This window comes from Actibacterium sp. EMB200-NS6, assembly GCF_001305615.1.
In the GTDB taxonomy this organism is placed as follows: domain Bacteria; phylum Pseudomonadota; class Alphaproteobacteria; order Rhodobacterales; family Rhodobacteraceae; genus Actibacterium_A; species Actibacterium_A naphthalenivorans.
Window position 1 is genome coordinate 978,353 of record NZ_CP010869.1, and the last position, 17,525, is coordinate 995,877.

A 17,525-nucleotide genomic window follows, 5' to 3' on the forward strand; every position below is an offset into this window, starting at 1 on the left:
ATGCGCATCCTTGCCGCCCTTTGTCTGAGCATGTTTCTGGCGCCGCCCGCGCGGGCCGGGCCGCTGATCTTCGCGGCGGCCTCTACCGCGCGGGCGCTGGACGCGGCGATTGCCGAAAGCGGAATGGATGTCACGGTGTCCTACGGCGCCTCGGGCGCGATTGCCCGGCAGATCGAACAGGGCGCGCCGGCCGATCTGTTCCTCAGCGCCAACCCCAAATGGATGGCGCATCTGGTGGATCTGGGGCTGGTCGCCGCCGATACGGTCGAGCCGCTCTTGTCCAACACGCTGGTGCTGATCGCGCCGAGCGGGGCCGGGGCGCTGATGCCGACGGCGGTGGCGATGGCCGCGCGGCTGGAGGATGAACAGTTCGTCATGGCCGATTTCACCACCGCCCCGGTGGGCCGCTACGGGCACGCGGCGCTGACCAGCCTGGGCCTGTGGGAGGCGGTCGCGCCCTCTTATGTGCCGACGCGCAACACCATCGCCACGGTCGCGGCGGTGGCGCGGGGCGAGGCGGCGCTGGGGCTGGTCTATGCCAGCGATGCCCTGGGCGTGGAGGGGGTGGAGGTGGTCTATGACATTCCGCCCGAAAGCCACCCGGCTATCCTTTATCTTGTCGCGCCCGTGGCCGGCGCCACCGAGCCAGAGCAGGCGGCGGCGCTGCTTGCCTTTCTGAGAGCGGATGCGGCGCGCACCGTCTTTGCCGGCTTCGGCTTCCGCCCGGCGGAGGGCGCGCCATGACCCCGCCGCTGGGCCTTTCGGTGATGGAATGGCAGGCGCTGACGCTCAGCCTGCGCTCGGCGACACTGGCGGTGCTGTGGTCGCTGCCTCTGGCGATCGGGCTGGGCTGGCTTCTGGCCCGCCGGCGCTTTCCCGGCCACTGGCTGCTGAACGCGGTGGTGCACCTGCCGCTGGTGCTGCCCCCGGTGGTGATCGGTTATCTTCTGCTTGTCCTGCTGGGCCGCGAAGGGGTGATCGGGGCGCCGCTGCACGCGCTTTTCGGGGTGCGGCTGGCGTTTTCGACCCAGGCCGTGGTCATCGCCTGCGCCGTCGTCTCTTTTCCGCTGCTGGTGCGGGCGATCCGGCAATCGGCCGAAAGCATGGATCACCGGTTCGAAGCGGCGGCGCGCAGCCTGGGCGCGGGCGAGCTGCGGGTGTTTCTGACCGTGACCCTGCCGCTGATGTCGCCGGGTATCCTGACGGGGCTGACCCTGGGCTTTGCCCGCGCGGTGGGTGAATTCGGCGCGACCATCACCCTGGCCGCCAACATTCCGGGCAAGACGCAAACCCTGCCGCTGGCGCTGTTTTCAGTCACGCAAAGCCCGGGCGGCGATGCGGCGGCGGCACGGCTTTGCGCGTTGTCGCTGGCGCTGGCCGGGATGGCGCTGATCGGGTCGGAACTGGTGTCGCGGCGCATGACATGGGAGGCGGCGAGATGATCGAACTGAAGCTGGAAAAATCGCAGGGTGCGTTCACACTGGATGTGGCCTTCTCGCTGCCGTTTTCGGGCATCCTGGGGCTGATGGGCCCCTCCGGTTCGGGCAAGAGCACGCTGTTTTCCTGCCTTGCCGGGCATGCGGTGCCCGATGAGGGGCGGATCGCCGTGCGCGGCACCACGCTGCTGGATACGCGGCGCCGGGTGAACCTGCGGCCCGCCCGGCGCGGCATCGGCATCGTGTTTCAGGACGGGCTGCTGTTTCCGCATATGTCGGTGCGGCGCAACCTGACCTATGGTGCCCGCGCCGGCGCGCCCGATCTGCTTGCCGAACTGACAGAGGTGCTGGAGCTTGCGCCGCTGATGGAGCGCCGGCCAGCCTCTCTTTCCGGCGGCGAACGCCAGCGGGTGGCGATCGGCCGGGCGCTGATGGCCGAACCGCGCCTGCTGCTTCTGGACGAGCCGCTTTCGGCGCTCGACCCGGCCCGGCGCGAAGAGGTGCTGTGCCTGCTGGAGCGTGTACATGACCGGACCGGCACGCCGATGATCTATATCTCGCACGCCCCGGAAGAGATCCGCCGCCTGGCGCAAACGGTCATCACGCTGGACCGTGGCCGCATCGCCGATATTTCCGCCAGCCCGGCGCCCCGCTTCGGCCCGCGCGGGCTGCAGCCCGCAGGGGGGCGGCCGCGATGGGCCGTCTGAGGGGCGCACCACCACCACAGCCGGGCGCGGGGGGCCTGCATGATCATCTGTTCCTGCACCGTCATGACGCGCGATCAGCTTTCGGCCACCGTTCGCGCGCTTCTGGCGGAAGACCCGCAGATGATCGTGACGCCGGGCCGCGCCTTTCACCGCCTCGGCCTGCGGATGCAATGCGCCCGCTGCGCCACGTTGGTGAACGAGAAAATCGCCGAAGAGGTTCGGCGCCACCGCCCCGACACACCCCCGCCACGCCCATGAAACAGACGTCCTGAAGGAGATCCCGCATGAAGGGTGATGAAAAGGTTATCGACTATCTCAACAAATCGCTGCGGCACGAGTTGACGGCGGTCAGCCAGTACTGGCTGCATTTCCGCCTGCAGCAGGATTGGGGCTATGCCAGGCTGGCCGCCAAATCGCGCGCGGAATCCATCGAAGAGATGGAACATGCGGACAAGCTGATCGAGCGGATCATTTTCCTCGAGGGTTTCCCGAACCTTCAGGTGCTGGATCCGCTGCGGATCGGGCAGACGGTGAAGGAAACGCTCGAATGCGATCTGGAGGCCGAATATTCCGCCCGCGCGCTCTATAAAGAGGCGCGTGGCATTTGCCGGGATCAGGGCGATTATGTGTCGATGGCGCTGTTCGAGGGGCTGCTGGCGGATGAAGAAGGGCATATCGATTTTCTCGAGACCCAGCTTTCATTGCTCGGCGATCTCGGCGAACAGAAATACGGGCAGCTGAACGCGGTTGCCGCAGATGCGGGCGAGGATTGAGCAGGTGTGATGCAGCGGGCGATTTCTGCGGCGAAAGGGCGGAATTCTTCGGGGCGGATGCGGCAAACCGCGCGTCTTGACCTGCGCGGCGCGGGCGGGTGTGATAGGCTGGCCTCATGGAACTGATACAGTCACTCAGTCAGAAAACCAGCCTGGCGATGACCCGGCGCATGCAGAATTCCATCCGGATTCTGCAGATGAGCAATCAGGACCTGTCGGCCTATCTGGCCGCCGAGGCGCTGGAAAACCCCTGCCTTGACGTGCGCCTGCCCGAAGGCGTGGCCCCCGCCGCGCGCCCGCTGGCCCAGGGCCCGACCCAGGCCGCATCGGAAGAGTGGGATCCGGTCGCCGCGCTGGCCGCCGCGCCCGAGAGCCTTTATGCGCATGTGGGCCGGCAGATCGACCTGCGCTTTGCCAGCACCGCCGAGCGCCGCGTCGCCTATGGGTTTCTGGATATGCTGGAACCAAGCGGCTGGCTTGGCGCATCGGTCGAAGAGGTCGCCGCGGCCAGCGCCTGTACGGTAGCCTTCGCGGAAACGGTTCTGTCCGCATTGCAGGAATGCGAGCCTGCGGGGCTTTTCGCGCGCTCTCTGGCCGAGTGCCTGCGCCTTCAGGCGCGCGAGCGTGACGTGCTGACATGGGAACTGGCCGCCGTTCTCGACAACCTGCCGCTGCTGGCCGCCGGCGAGCTGACGACGCTGGCCGGGATTTGCGATTGCGAGCCCGAGGATATCGGCGAGATTCTGGCCGTGATCCGCGGCTTCGACCCCAAGCCGGGCCAGGCCTTCACCGCGGACCGGCCGCCGGTGTTTCCGCCCGATCTGACCGCGCGCAAAGGCCCGCTGGGCTGGGAGGTGGAGCTGAACCGGTCGCACCTGCCCTCGGTCGCGGTGTCGGCCGATGCGCTGTCGGCCGCCGCTGGCAACAGCGAGGCGCGCGCCTTTTCCGCGCAGGCGATGTCTTCTGCGCGCTGGCTGGTGCATACGCTGGAGCGGCGGCAGGCCACGCTCTTGCAAACCGCCACCGCCATCGTGCGCCGCCAGACGGGGTTTCTCGAACACGGGCCGGGGCATCTGAACCCCCTGTCGCTGGAGGATATCGCGGGCGATCTGGGCCTTCACGCCAGTACGATCAGCCGCGCCACCTCGGGCCGGATGATCGACACGCCGCGCGGTGCCTTTCCGCTGAAAACCTTTTTCTGCCGGGCCTTTCCCTCCGGGGCAGGGCAACAGGACCTGTCGCAGGACGCGGTTCTTTCGCTGGTGCGCACCATCGTGGCGGCGGAAGATCCGGCCCGCCCGCTCAGCGATACCGCCATCGCCAAGCGCGCCCAGTCGGCCGGCACCAAGCTGGCGCGCCGCACGGTCACCAAATACCGCGAGGCGCTGGGCATTCCGTCGTCTTACGACCGCAGGCGCAAGGCCGAAGCGGGGCTGGTGCGCGCCTCGTGATCGCGTGCCGGCCTAACGGCCGAGAAAGGCGCGCCAGTCGGCGATTCCGGTGATGTCTTGGGCGCCTTCGGTGCCGATCGCCTCGCACACAAAGCCCTTGACGGTGCTGCCATCCTCCAGCCGCACGGTGCCGATGCCCAGCGGGGCGGGAATGCCCGCCATGAACCCGCCGAATTCCGAAAGGGGCAGGGCCCAGACCTCCATCGCGATGGCCGCTCCTTCGCCATCGGCGCAGCGCACCATGCCGGGCCGCGCCGGCGGGCCGCCGGCCAGCGCGTAGAAGCGGTAATCGGGGCTGGAGCGTGTGGTTTTCAGAAACCGTGCGCCGCGCCCGGTCAGCTCCTTGTTCAGCGGCAGGCCCGACATATGCGCCCCGCATACCGCCAGCGCGATTTCATCCGGCGCGGCGGCGGGCACAGCTTCGGCGCGCGCGGGCACCGGCCAGTCGGTGGCGCCCAGCGTGCGCGTGCCCGCAGCCTCCAGCGGGGCCGCGAGCGCGGCAAGATAGCCATCCTGCCCGGCGCGGGCCAGCAGGGTCACGCCGCCCGGCCTGCCATCGCTGCGGGGCGGGGTAGGAACCGCCAGCCCGCACATATCCATCAGGTTGACGAAATTGGTATAGGTGCCCGAGCGCGAATTGGGCGTGATCGGGTCCGCTTGCAGATCGGCGACGCTGACGAAGGTGGGCATCGTCGGCACGCAGAGCGCGTCGATCCCCGCCAGCAGCGGTTCGGCCTGCCGGATCAGCTCTTTCAGCCGGTACATGCCGCGAAACGCATCGGCGGCGGTCAGGCTCTCGGCGTGGGTGATGATCTGCCGCGTGACCGGCAGGATCGCCTCGGGATCGGTTTTCAGCAGATCCTCGATCACGGTATAGCGTTCGGCCACCCAGGCGCCGTCATACAGCATCTCGGCCACCGCGTAGAGCGGGGCGAAATCCACCTCTTTCACCGTGGCGCCGGCGCCGCGCAGAATCTCCACCGCATCGTTGAACGATGCCTGCTGCACCTGGTCGCCGAAGAAACGGATGCTGCCGGGCGTGGGGATGCCGATAACCGCATGCGGCGGCGTCGGCCCCGGCGGGGGCGCGGCGACAGGGCGGGCATAGGCATCGGCCGGGTCGTACACCGCGGCCACGCGGAACACCTCATAGGCATCCTCGACCGTCAGGGCGAAGACCGAAACGGTTTCGATGCTGCGGCAGGCAGGCACCACGCCCGAGGCCGAAAACGCGCCCAGCGTCGGCTTCAGCCCGACGATGTTGTTCAGCGCCGCCGGCACGCGGCCCGATCCCGCTGTGTCGGTGCCAAGCGCGAAGGCGACGATGCCGTGGCCCACCACCACCGCCGAGCCCGAAGACGAACCGCCGGGCGCCATGGCCGGGTCAACCGCGTTTTTCGGCGGTGTATAGGGCGAACGGACGCCGACAAGCCCGGTCGCGAACTGATCGAGGTTGGTCTTGCCGATCAGGATCGCGCCCGCCGCGCGCAGTTGCGCCAGGATGAACGCGTCTTCCCCGGCCTCATAGGCGAAGGCGGGGCAGGCCGCCGTTGTCGGCATTCCGGCCGCGTCGATATTGTCCTTGACCGCGAAAGGAACGCCCCAGAGCGGCAACGCGGGGTCATACGCGCCCAGCCCGCGGGCGGCGGCGCGGACCTCCTCCTCTTCCGCCAGGTGGATGAAGATGCCGGGATCATCGACCGCGCGTATCCGGGCGTAAACCTCGGCCACGACATCCTCGGGGCGTGTTCCGGCGGCATATGCGGCTTTCAGCGCGGGCAGGGTGAATGGCAGGGATTTCAACGGATCTTCCTTCAACAGAACGCTCTGGCCCGAAGGTCTGCGGTTGCCGTTGACAATGCAATTGCTATTAATTCACAAAACCGATGCAAAAAATGAACCGGAGAGCGTGCCGATGCGCCATTTGCAGACCTTTCGTTATATCGAGGCGGTGATGCGCGCGGGCTCGATCCGCAAGGCGGCCGAGGATATGAACATCACCGCCTCGGCGCTGAACCGGCGGATCAACCGGTTCGAAGAGGAGTTCGGCGCCGAGATCTTCGAACGCCTGCCGCGCGGGGTGCGGCTGAACCCGGCGGGCGAGCTGTTGATTCAGCATATCCGGGCGCAGAAGTCCGATCTGCTGCGGCTGCAATCGCAGGTGGCCGATCTTTCGGGAGAGCGGCGCGGCCATGTCTCCATCGCCTGTTCGCAGGCGCTGATGCCCTATTTCCTGCCGACCCAGATCGCCGCCTATCGCAGCGAACATCCCGGCGTCACCTTCAGCGCCAATGTGCGCGATCGCGTGGCGGCGGAGCGGGATCTCAGCACTTTCAGCAGCGACATCGCGCTGGTGTTCGAACCCAGCCATCTGGTGGATTTCGAGGTGATCCTGGCGCTGTCGCAACCGATCTACGTGCTGATGCGGCCCGACCATCCGCTGGCGAAAGACCCGGTGGTGCGGCTGCGCGATTGTCTGGATCATCCGCATGTGCTGCCCAGCCCGCAATACGGAGTGCGGGTGTTGCTGGACGCGGCGACGCACAAAAGCTCGCGCGCGGTATCGCCGATCGTCGAGGCGGAGTCCTTCGATTTCATGCGCCACTACGTGATGCATGAAAACGCCATCAGCTTTCAGTTTCCGATCGGGCTGAACCTGGGTGCGGCGGGCGATCTGGTGGCGCGGGAGCTTTCCACGCGGGATGTGCCGCCGGGCAACCTGTTGCTGGGGCAGATGCGGGGGCGGACGCTGCCGGTGGCTTCGGCCCGGTTCGTGCAGCAACTGGCGCAGGCGTTGCAGGACCATGCGTTCTGACGGCCGGCTCTGGCACGGCTGCCGGTTCTCAAAATGCACCGGTATTGGATAAAATTAGCATTAGTAAACACCACTTCGCCGCTCTATCGTCGATTCTGTCGAATGGAAACTGGCCGCGATCCCCGGGGGCACCGGAGCGCGCAAGCAGACGCCCGACCCGCGCGGCCCGCGAAGGAGCTTTACATGTCCAACACACTCAGCCTCTCGAGGCGCCGTTTTCTGACCACGACCGCAACCGCCGCCGGCGCCGCCGCCCTTGGCGCCGCCTTGCCGGCGAGCCGCGCCCATGCGGCGGGCGATCTGACGGTCGGGTTCATCTATGTCGGCCCGAAGGATGACTTCGGCTATAACCAGGCGCATGCCGAAGGGGCCGCGGCGGTCAAGGCCATGTCGGGCGTGACCGTGGTGGAAGAAGAGAACGTGCCCGAAACGGTGGACGTGCAGAACACCATGCAATCGATGATCAACTTCGACGGCGCATCGCTTCTGTTCCCCACGTCCTTTGGTTACTTTGACCCGCATATCCTTGAGATGGCGGTGAAATACCCCGATGTCCGGTTCGAGCACGCGGGCGGCATGTGGTCGGCCGACAAGCATCCGATGAACGTCGGCTCCTACTTCGGCTATATCGGCATGGGCCAGTTCCTGAACGGTATCACCGCAGGCCACGCCACCAAGACCAAGAAGATCGGCTTTGTCGCGGCCAAGCCCATTCCGCAGGTTCTGCTGAACATCAACTCTTTCCTTCTGGGCGCGCGCCAGGTTGACCCGACCATCACCTGCCAGGTGATCTTCACCGGAGAATGGTCGCTGGCGGTCAAAGAGGCCGAGGCGACGAACGCGCTGGCCGATCAGGGCTGTGACGTGATCACCTGCCATGTGGACGGGCCCAAGGTGGTGATGGAAACCGCCGCCGGGCGCGGCGCCTATATCTGCGGCTATCACGCCAACCAGAGCCCGCTGGCCCCCGACATGTATCTGACGGGCGCGGAATGGAACTGGGCCGGTGTTTATACCGGAATGGTGCAAACCGTACTGGACGGCGGCGAAATCGGCAATTTCGTACGCGGCGGTCTGGCCGAAGGCTTCATCAAGATGAGCCCGCTTGGCCCCGCCGTATCGGATGCCGCCCGCGCCCAGTTCGAAGAGACCAAGGCCAAGATCATGGCGGGCGGCTATGCGGTGATCAATGGCCCGATGAGCGACAACAAGGGCAATGTCATCGCCACGGCGGGCCAGTCCTTCGTGGAAACCGATGTGGCGCTGGAAAGCATGGATTACCTCGTTGACGGGGTGATCGGCTCGACGAGCTGAGCGGTCCGATGAGCGAACTGGCGACAACCCCGACCGTGCCCTCTAGAACATCCGCGCTTCAGGTGCTGATGCCGAGGGCCGAGGCTGTCGTCATTCCGCTGGTGGCGCTTCTGACCGGCCTGATTGTGTTCAGCCTGTTTCTCGTGGCGGTCGGAAAGTCACCGGCGGACTTCTATGCGCTGGTCTACAAGGCGGGGTTCAGCTCTTCGTTTTCGTGGCAGAACACGCTGTCGCGGGTGGCGCCGCTGTTGCTGGCGGCACTGTGCGTGGCGCTGCCCGCGCGGCTGGGGCTGGTGGTGATCGGCGGCGAGGGCGCGATCGCGCTGGGCGGTCTGGCGGCGGCGGTTGTCGGCGTGTGGCTGGCCGGTGCGCCGTCGGTCATCGGTTTCGCGCTGATGGTGGTGGCGGCGATGCTGGTGGGCGGCGCATGGATCGGCGCGGTCGGCGCGCTGCGGTTCAGGCGTGGCGTGAACGAAACCATCGCCTCGCTGCTGATGGCCTATATCGCCATCGCGCTGATGAACCATTGGGTCGAGGGCATGTTCCGTGATCCGACCAGCCTGAACAAACCCTCTACCACGCCGCTGCCCCCGGCGCTGCGGGTGGGTGAGATGCCGATCGGGATCGACGTGCACTGGGGCTTTGCCGCCGGGGTACTGGCCTGTATCGCAAGCTGGGTGCTGATCGAGCGCACCACGCTGGGCTTCGCGGCCCGCATCGCCGGTGACAATGTGCGCGCGGCGCAGGTGCAGGGCCTGCCGGTGGGCAAGCTGATCATCGGGTTCACCGCTCTGGGCGGGGCCTTTGCCGGGCTCGCCGGGTTTTTCGAGGTGGCGGCGGTGCATGGCTCGGCCAACGGCTCTTTGGTGTCGGGCTATGGCTATACCGGCATCCTGATCGCCTTTCTGGCGCGTCACAACCCGCTGGCGATCATCCCCGTGGCGATCCTGCTGGGCGGGTTCGAAGCCTCCAGCGGGTTGATACAGCGGCGGATGGACCTGCCCGACGCGACCGTTGTGGTGCTGGAGGGGATCGTGTTTGTCGCCATCCTGCTGAGCGAGACCTTCTATGGCCGCTTCCGCATCTTTACCGCAGCCTATTGGGCGAAACCATGAGCACATCCGCGGATATCGGGCTTTGGGGCGTGCCGCTGGCCATTCTGGGCGGCGCGATCCGGGTGTCCACGCCGTTTCTGTTCGTGTCGCTGGGCGAATGCCTGACCGAGCGTTCCGGGCGGATCAACCTGGGGCTGGAGGGCACCTTGGTATTCGGCGCGATGGCGGGCTATGCCATCGCCTTCCAGACCGGCTCGGCCTGGGCCGGCGTGCTGGCGGCGGCGCTGGCGGGCACGGTGTTCGGGTTGTTTCACGGCTGGATCTGCAAGTTCCGCGGCGTGAATGACATCGCCATCGGCATCGCGATGATGCTGCTGGGCTCCGGCCTCGCGTTCTTTTTCGGCAAACCCTACATTCAGCCCGTGGCGCCCGATCTTCCGGCGATCCCGCTGGGCTGGTGGTCGGATGTCACGCAGGTGCAGGCGGCGTTGCAGATCAACGTGCTGTTCCTGATCGGGGCGGCGTTCTCCGTAGCGTTGTGGTGGGTGTTCAAATCCACCCGCGTGGGCCTGACCATCCGGGTGGTGGGCGACAGCACCGATGCCGCCCGCGCCATGGGGCTGAACCCCGATCTGGTGCGTCTGCTGGCCACGGCGGCGGGCGGGGCGCTGGCCGGGGTCGGGGGGGCCTATCTTTCACTTTATTATCCGGGAAGCTGGAACGAGGGGGTTTCATCGGGCCAGGGCCTGATGGCGGTGGCGCTGGTGATCTTCGCGCGCTGGAACCCGGTCTATTGCTTCTGGGCGGCGCTGCTGTTCGGCGGGGCCGGGGCGCTGGGGCCCGCGTTGCAGTCGGTGGGAGTCAGCCAGGGCTATTACCTGTTCTATGCCGCGCCCTACGTGCTGACCCTCGGGCTGCTGATCGCCACATCCTCGCCCAACCGGGCGCTGGAGGGCGCGCCGGGCGAGTTGAGCATCACGAAATAGGAGAGCGCCATGAACGGGCTGGGCGGGCTGAACAAATCGGAAAACGGGGTGGTGATGGGGCTGGTGCAGCTTCAGCTGCCGGTGGTCGAGACGCCGGCCGATCTGGCCGCGCAGGTGGCGCGGGTGGTGGCGCTGGTCGGCAAGGCGCGGCGCAATCTCGGCACCATGGATCTGGTGGTGTTTCCCGAATACGCGTTGCACGGGCTGTCGATGGACATCAACCCCGCGATCATGTGCCGGATGGACGGGCCCGAGGTGGCCGCGCTGAAACAGGCCTGTATCGACAACGCGATCTGGGGCTGCTTTTCGATCATGGAGCATAACCCCGGCGGGATGCCCTATAACACCGGCCTGATCATCGACGACACGGGCGAGCTGCGGCTTTACTATCGCAAGATGCACCCCTGGGTGCCGGTCGAGCCGTGGGAGCCGGGCGATGGCGGCATCCCGGTTTGCGACGGCCCGAACGGCAGCAAGCTGGCGCTGATCATCTGTCACGACGGGATGTTCCCCGAAATGGCGCGCGAGGCCGCCTACAAGGGCGCCGAGATCATGATCCGCACCGCCGGCTATACCGCGCCGATCCGGCAAAGCTGGCGCTTCACCAACCAGTCCAACGCGTTCTGCAACCTGATGATCACCGCAAATGTCTGCATGTGCGGCAGTGACGGCACCTTCGACAGCATGGGCGAAGGGATGTTCGTGAATTTCGACGGCAGCATCATCGCCCATGGCACCACCGGCCGCGCCGACGAGATCATCACCGCCGAGCTGCGCCCCGATCTGGTGCGCGAGGCACGGCTGGGCTGGGGGGTGGAGAACAACATCTACCAGTTCGGCCATCGCGGCTATGTCGCCGTCAAGGGCGGCGCGCAGGATTGCCCCTACAGCTATATGACCGATCTGGCCGCCGGGCGGTATCGCCTGCCGTGGGAGGATGACGTCCGGGTGACCGACGGCACCGGCTGCGGCTTTGACGCGCCGACGCGGATCTACGGCGAAACCACCCCGGAGGCAGCGGAATGAGCCATATCGACGCCGACCCCTATAACTGGCCCTATAACGGCGATCTGCGCCCCGACAATACCGCGCTGATCATCATCGACATGCAGACCGATTTCTGCGGCAAGGGCGGCTATGTCGATGCGATGGGCTATGACCTGTCGCTGACGCAGGCGCCGATCGGCCCGATCAAGGCGCTGCTGGGCGCGATGCGCGACAAGGGCTATCTGATCATCCACACCCGCGAAGGGCACCGGCCCGATCTGGCCGACCTGCCGCCGAACAAGCGCTGGCGCAGCCAGCAGATCGGCGCGGGTATCGGCGATGCCGGCCCCTGCGGCAAGATCCTGATCCGGGGCGAGCCGGGCTGGGACATCATCCCCGATCTCTACCCGATCGCGGGCGAACCGATCATCGACAAGCCCGGCAAGGGCAGCTTCTGCGCCACCGATCTCGAGTTGTTGCTGCGTACCAAGGGCATCGACAACATCGTCCTGACCGGCATCACCACCGATGTCTGCGTTCACACCACCATGCGCGAGGCCAATGACAGGGGGTTCGAATGCCTGCTGGTCGAGGATTGCTGCGGCGCCACCGACAGGGGCAACCATGACGCGGCCATCAAGATGGTGAAGATGCAGGGCGGCGTGTTCGGCGCGGTATCGGACAGCGCCAGGCTGATCGCGGCGCTGCCATGAGCCACGAGCGCGCCCTTCCGACCGGGGCCATCGGGGTCGAGGCCGTGGGGATGACCATGCGGTTCGGCGATTTCACGGCGCTGGACAATGTCACCGTCAACATCCGCCCCGGCACGTTCCACGCGCTGCTGGGCGAGAACGGCGCCGGCAAGTCGACGCTGGTGAAGTGCATCATGGGGTTCTACCATGCCACCTCGGGCGGTGTGCTGGTGGACGGGCACGAGGCGCTGATGACCGATCCGAAGGCGGCGCATGCGCTGGGGCTGGGCATGGTCTATCAGCATTTCACGCTGGTTCCTTCGCTGACCGCGGCCGAGAACCTTGTGATCAGCCGCGCCGACGCGCCGCGCGTGATCAACTGGGGCAAGGAGCGCGCCGATCTGGCCGCTTTCATGGCGCGGATGCCGTTTCATGTGCCGCTGGATCAGCCGGTGAACCGGCTGGCGGCCGGCGAAAAGCAGAAGCTGGAAATCCTCAAGCAGCTTTATCTGGGGCGGCGGTTCCTGATCCTCGACGAGCCGACCTCGGTGCTGACCCCGGCCGAGGCGGAAGATGTGCTGGGCCATGTTCGCGCGCTGACCCGCGCGGGCGAGATCACGGTGCTGATGATCACCCACAAGTTCCGCGAGGTGACGCGCTTTGCCGATGATCTGACGGTGCTGCGCCGGGGCAGCCACGCGGGCGGCGGCGCCGTGGCGGAGCTGAGCCATGATGACATGGCGCGGATGATGATGGGCGCCGACCCGGATCTGCGCAGCATCGATCGGACAGGCGGCGCGGGCGCTGTCGTGCTGAAGCTGGACGGGGTGCGCGCCACCGACCGTTCCGGCCTGAAACCGATCGAGATCGACGCGCTGGACGTGCGCGCGGGCGAGGTGCTGGGCATTGCAGGGGTTTCGGGCAACGGGCAGATGGAACTGATGGAGATCCTGACAGGCCAGCGGGCGCTGGAAGGCGGGGCAGTGATGGTCAAGGGCAATGCGTTCACCGCGACGCGGGCCGAGGCGAAGGCGCACAAGGTACGCTACCTGCCCGAAGAGCCGCTGCGCAATGCCTGCGCGCCGAAGATGAGCGTGGCCGAAAACCTGGCGTTCCGGCTGTTCGACGTGGGCGCGGGGCCTAAGCCGCGATTCTGGAAAAGCGGGCGGCAGATCGCCGAGAACGCGCAGGCGATGATTGCCGGGTTCAAGATCAAGACCGCCTCGCCGCAAAGCCCGATCGCGGCGCTGTCGGGGGGCAATGTGCAGCGTGCGGTTCTGGCGCGCGAACTGTCGGGGGATGTCGATCTGCTGATCGTGTCGAACCCCTGTTTCGGGCTGGATTTCGCCGCCGTTTCGGCCATCCGCGCGCGGATCATCGCGGCGCGCAACAAGGGGGCGGCGGTGCTTTTGATAAGCGAGGATCTGGACGAGATACTGGAGCTGTCGGACAGGATCGTGGTGATGTCGGAGGGGCGGATCGCCTATGAAACCCCCGGCGCGACGGCGGACGTGGCCGAGATCGGGCGTTATATGGCGGGGCATGGCTGATGGGGGTGATCCGGGCAGAGCCGTTCGATTTTTCCTTCGATCCCGCAACGCTTGGCCTTGTGGTGATCGACATGCAGCGCGATTTCGTCGAGCCGGGGGGCTTTGGCGCCTCGCTTGGCAATGACGTGGCGCTGTTGCAGGCGATCATTCCCACGGTGCAGGCGCTGATCGGCGGGTTCCGCGCGGCGGGCCTGCCGGTCATTCACACCCGCGAATGCCACCGGCCCGATCTGTCGGACCTGCCGCCGGCCAAGCGCGACCGCGGCGCGCCGGCGCTGCGCATCGGCGATGAGGGGCCGATGGGCCGCATCCTGATCGCCGGAGAGCCGGGGGCCGACATCGTGCCCGAACTGGCGCCGGCGCCGGGCGAGCCGGTGATCGACAAGCCGGGCAAGGGGGCCTTTTATGGCACGGAATTCGCGCAGGTTCTGGCGGACCGAAACCTGCGCCAGCTTGTCTTTGCCGGGGTCACCACGGAAGTTTGCGTGCAGACCACGATGCGCGAGGCGAATGACCGGGGGTTCGACGGCCTGCTGGCAACCGATGCCACCGAAAGTTATTTCCCCGAATTCAAGCAGGCCGCGATCCGGATGATCATCGCCCAGGGCGGCATTGTCGGATGGGCCGCGCCCACCGCGCATGTGCTGGAGGCGCTGTGATGGCTGATCCGCAGATCACCCTGCCGCTTTTGCCGCCCGAGGCGCTGCGCGCCTGCGCCTTCGCGCCGTTCCGCGAGGGGGTCGAGATTTTCTGGATACGCGAAGGCAGCCCGGCGCTGGCACTGCTGCGCTATGCGCCGGGCGCCGGCGTTCCGCGCCACCGGCATGTGGGGCTGGAGACGATCCTGGTGCTGGAGGGCGCCCAGTCGGACGAGGCCGGGCGCTATGGCGCGGGGCAGCTTGTGGTCAACCAGCCGGGTTCCGAGCATTCGGTCTGGTCTGACGAGGGGTGCCTTGTTCTGATCCAGTGGGAAAAACCGGTGGCCTTCGTCTGACGATCACCTCCTCGCCGGCGCGGGCTGGAACAGGCCGAGGTATTTCACGAATTCGGGCACCGCGACCAGCGGCAGCGCCAGCGCCACGATCCAGCCCAGATGCGCGGCGCCCAGCGGGGCGGTCTGCAGCAGGATCTGAAGCGGCGGCCAGAACACCGCGGCGACCTGCGCCCCCAGCATGGCGACCAGGGCCAGCAGCAGATAGGGGTTGCTGAACCAGCCGATGCGCAGGCAGGGCTGATCGAGCGAGCGGAAGGCGAAGACGCTCATCTTTTCGAACACCACCATGGCGGTGAAGGCGGCGGTACGGGCCACCGCCTCGCCCTGGGGCAGGAAGGTGTAGAACACGAACAGGCTGGCGCTGCCGGTGTAAAGGCCGAAAGCCGCGATCACCATCAGCCCGCCCCGCCCGACGATCGGCATGCCCATGCGCCGGGGCGGGCGCTGCATCTGGCCCGGCTCGCTTTTCTCGAGCCCCAGCGCGATCGCGGTCACGCCGTCGGTGATCAGGTTCATCCACAGGATCTGGGTCGCCAGAAAGATCAGCGGCCCGCCAAGAAACAGGTTGGCCGTGATCGCCACCACCTCGCCCGCATTCGACGACAGAAGATAGCCGACGAATTTCCTGACATTGTCGAACTGGCGCCGGCCTTCGGCAATGGCGCGCACGATGGTGGCGAAATTGTCATCCAGGAGCACGATGTCAGAGGCGTCCTTGGCCACATCGGTGCCGCGTATGCCCATGGATACGCCGATATCGGCCTGTTTCAGGGCCGGCGCGTCATTGACGCCGTCGCCGGTCATCGCCACCACCTGCTGCTGCGCCTGAAGCGCCTGCACGATGCGGAACTTGTGCTCGGGCGTGGTGCGGGCAAAGAGCACGCCGTCGGCGAGGATCGCGGTCAGCTCGGCGTCGGTCTTGTGTTCCAGCTCCGGGCCGGTCACGCACTGGCCGACGTCGAGGCCCAGCTGGCCGGCGATGGCGCGGGCGGTGACCGGGCTGTCGCCGGTGATCATGATCACCCGAACCCCGGCCTGACGCGCGCCACGGATGGCGGCCCGGACCTCGGGGCGCGGCGGGTCGATCAGCCCGACAAGGCCAAGCAGCACCAGCCCGTCTTCATCGGGTGTGTCCTCGGCGGCGGCGGCGGGTTTGCGGGCGATGGCGATGACGCGCAGCCCTTCGGCGGCGAGCCTTTCAAACGCCTCTTCGGCGGCCCGGCGGGTGGAAGTATCGAGCGGCACGGGGCCGGCTTCCGAAATCACCGCCGAACAGGCGCCGAGAATTTCCTCGGGGGCACCCTTGACGTGCATGACGGTTTCATCGCCGCTGCGGGCGATCAGGCTCATGCGCTTGCGTGCGCTGCTGAACGGGATTTCGAGCACGGTATCCTGCGGGTCGGGGATCGGGGCCCAGCCCTTGTAGGCGAGGGTGACCAGCGCCGCCTCGGTCGGCTCGCCGATCATCGTCCAGCCGTCGGGGGAATGGAACAGCCGGGCGTGGTTGCAGGTGATCGCGGTTTCCAGCAGGGCGGCCAGCGCGGTATCGTCCTCGGCGCGCACGCGCAGCCCGTCACGCGCGATATGCCCGGCGGGGTCATAGCCGGTGCCGGTGACGGAATAGGTCTTGCCGGGCATCCAGATCGTTGCCGCCGTCATCTTGTTTTCGGTCAGGGTGCCGGTCTTGTCGGTGCAGATGACAGAGGCCGCGCCCAGCGTTTCGATCGCCTTCAGCCGCCGCGCCAGCGCCTTTTGCCGCGCCATCGCCGAGGCGCCCAGGGCCAGGGTGATGGTGACGACGGCGGGCAACCCTTCGGGCACGAGCGCCACGGCCAGCGACAGGCCGGTCATGAACATCTCGACCGGCTCGCGCCCTGTCAGAACCCCGATGACAACGATCACCAGCGCGATGCCGACCGCGCCGAGGCCAAGCTGCCGTGACAGTTTGCCAAGCTGGATCTGCAGCGGGGTCGGCCGTTCGCGCACCGATCCGGTCATCCGGGCGATCTGGCCGAATTCGGTCTTGGCACCGATCGCCTGCACGATGCCCTCGGCGCGCCCGGCAACGACGGATGTGCCCATGAACAGGCGCGGATCTTCGTCAGAGGCGGTCTTGTCCACTGGCAGGGATTCGCCCGTCAGCACGCTTTCGTCCACGAGAAGCTGCACATCCGAGGTCAGGCGCAGGTCGGCCGGCACACGGTCGCCGGCATCCAGGATGACCAGATCGCCGGGCACCAGTTCGCGCGCCTGGATATGCTGCTCGCGCCCGTCGCGCAGGGCGCGTGCATTGGGCGAGAGCATGTTGCGCAGCGCCTCGATGGCATTTTCGGCGCGCCATTCCTGCACGAATCCGAGGATGCCGTTCAGCAGTACAACGAGCAGGATCGCGATCGTGTCGATGGCATCGCCCAGGGCAAGGGCAATGCCGGCGGCGATGAACAGGATCAGGATGAAAACGCCGGTGAACTGGCGCAGGAACAGCACAAGCGGCGAGACGCGCTTGGGCCGCGGAAGCTCGTTCCAGCCGTGAATCGCCCGCTGCGCGGCAACCTCGGCGCCGGTCAGGCCGGTTGTTTGCTCGGAAAGGGAAGCGGTTTGCGTCATGTAGGGGCCCACGGTTCAATGGGGAAACATTAGGTCATGCGGTGCATTTAACGTTGACGCGTGTCAAATGGATTGCAGATTGTGCGAAACCCGGGCGCACCATGCCGCACCGGCACGGCAGGCTGACGGGTTTCCAAGCAGACACGCCCGGGATTTCG

General features: G+C 66.8%; 17 protein-coding genes. 15 read left to right on the forward strand and 2 right to left on the reverse strand.

Features of this window, described 5'->3' with window-relative positions:
- The 6 genes from modA to rpoN all read left to right on the forward strand — a co-directional run bounded on the left by modA (position 1) and on the right by rpoN (position 4,367).
- Complete coding sequence (modA, locus tag TQ29_RS04890; protein WP_054538244.1) at positions 1–744, forward strand: molybdate ABC transporter substrate-binding protein; 744 nt, start codon at positions 1–3, stop codon at positions 742–744.
- A complete protein-coding gene (modB, locus tag TQ29_RS04895; protein WP_207642694.1) occupies positions 741–1,442 on the forward strand; it encodes a molybdate ABC transporter permease subunit in 702 nt (233 codons plus the stop codon). Before modA ends, modB begins: the two co-directional genes overlap by 4 nt.
- Positions 1,439–2,143 (forward strand): ATP-binding cassette domain-containing protein, encoded by a 705-nt coding sequence (locus TQ29_RS04900; RefSeq protein WP_160173131.1) that lies wholly within the window; start codon positions 1,439–1,441, stop codon positions 2,141–2,143. The genes modB and TQ29_RS04900 overlap by 4 nt, the downstream gene beginning before the upstream one ends.
- Positions 2,144–2,182: 39 nt before the next feature.
- A complete protein-coding gene (locus TQ29_RS04905) occupies positions 2,183–2,401 on the forward strand; it encodes a (2Fe-2S)-binding protein (RefSeq protein WP_037211019.1) in 219 nt (72 codons plus the stop codon).
- 26 nt (positions 2,402–2,427) lie between these two features.
- Positions 2,428–2,916 (forward strand): bacterioferritin, encoded by a 489-nt coding sequence (gene bfr / locus TQ29_RS04910; RefSeq protein ID WP_054538245.1) that lies wholly within the window; start codon positions 2,428–2,430, stop codon positions 2,914–2,916.
- 116 nt (positions 2,917–3,032) lie between these two features.
- Positions 3,033–4,367 carry an RNA polymerase factor sigma-54 gene (gene rpoN, locus TQ29_RS04915; protein WP_054538246.1) on the forward strand — a complete coding sequence of 445 codons (1,335 nt, stop codon included), beginning with the start codon at positions 3,033–3,035 and terminating at the stop codon, positions 4,365–4,367.
- A 12-nt stretch (positions 4,368–4,379) separates the two neighbouring features.
- Here the strand turns inward: rpoN and atzF are convergent, their stop codons facing one another.
- Positions 4,380–6,170 carry an allophanate hydrolase gene (atzF, locus tag TQ29_RS04920; RefSeq protein WP_054538247.1) on the reverse strand — a complete coding sequence of 597 codons (1,791 nt, stop codon included), beginning with the start codon at positions 6,168–6,170 and terminating at the stop codon, positions 4,380–4,382.
- A 112-nt stretch (positions 6,171–6,282) separates the two neighbouring features.
- On the opposite strand from atzF, the gene TQ29_RS04925 reads away from it, so the two are divergent.
- From TQ29_RS04925 to TQ29_RS04965, 9 genes are all read left to right on the forward strand, one after another.
- Entirely contained in the window at positions 6,283–7,182 is a 900-nt protein-coding gene (locus TQ29_RS04925) for a LysR family transcriptional regulator (protein WP_054538248.1), read from the forward strand.
- 183 nt (positions 7,183–7,365) lie between these two features.
- Complete coding sequence (locus tag TQ29_RS04930; RefSeq protein WP_054538249.1) at positions 7,366–8,496, forward strand: BMP family ABC transporter substrate-binding protein; 1,131 nt, start codon at positions 7,366–7,368, stop codon at positions 8,494–8,496.
- Positions 8,497–8,504: 8 nt separating this feature from the next.
- On the forward strand, positions 8,505–9,611 hold the full coding sequence (locus tag TQ29_RS04935; RefSeq protein ID WP_054538250.1) for an ABC transporter permease: 1,107 nt from the start codon (positions 8,505–8,507) through the stop codon (positions 9,609–9,611).
- The gene (locus TQ29_RS04940) at positions 9,608–10,537 is read left to right on the forward strand and encodes an ABC transporter permease (RefSeq protein ID WP_037209126.1); all 930 of its coding nucleotides are present in this window, start codon (positions 9,608–9,610) and stop codon (positions 10,535–10,537) included. Before TQ29_RS04935 ends, TQ29_RS04940 begins: the two co-directional genes overlap by 4 nt.
- 9 nt (positions 10,538–10,546) lie before the next feature.
- Entirely contained in the window at positions 10,547–11,563 is a 1,017-nt protein-coding gene (locus TQ29_RS04945) for a formamidase (protein ID WP_054538251.1), read from the forward strand.
- A complete protein-coding gene (locus TQ29_RS04950) occupies positions 11,560–12,237 on the forward strand; it encodes a cysteine hydrolase family protein (protein ID WP_054538252.1) in 678 nt (225 codons plus the stop codon). Before TQ29_RS04945 ends, TQ29_RS04950 begins: the two co-directional genes overlap by 4 nt.
- Positions 12,234–13,766 (forward strand): ABC transporter ATP-binding protein, encoded by a 1,533-nt coding sequence (locus TQ29_RS04955; RefSeq protein ID WP_054538253.1) that lies wholly within the window; start codon positions 12,234–12,236, stop codon positions 13,764–13,766. The genes TQ29_RS04950 and TQ29_RS04955 overlap by 4 nt, the downstream gene beginning before the upstream one ends.
- Complete coding sequence (locus tag TQ29_RS04960; RefSeq protein ID WP_054538254.1) at positions 13,766–14,425, forward strand: cysteine hydrolase family protein; 660 nt, start codon at positions 13,766–13,768, stop codon at positions 14,423–14,425. The genes TQ29_RS04955 and TQ29_RS04960 overlap by 1 nt, the downstream gene beginning before the upstream one ends.
- Complete coding sequence (locus TQ29_RS04965) at positions 14,425–14,760, forward strand: cupin domain-containing protein (protein WP_054538255.1); 336 nt, start codon at positions 14,425–14,427, stop codon at positions 14,758–14,760. The genes TQ29_RS04960 and TQ29_RS04965 overlap by 1 nt, the downstream gene beginning before the upstream one ends.
- 3 nt (positions 14,761–14,763) lie before the next feature.
- On the opposite strand, the gene TQ29_RS04970 is transcribed toward TQ29_RS04965, so the two are convergent.
- Positions 14,764–17,367, reverse strand: a complete 2,604-nt coding sequence (locus TQ29_RS04970) for a cation-transporting P-type ATPase (RefSeq protein ID WP_054538256.1) — start codon at positions 17,365–17,367, stop codon at positions 14,764–14,766.
- Positions 17,368–17,525: the final 158 nt, after the last annotated feature.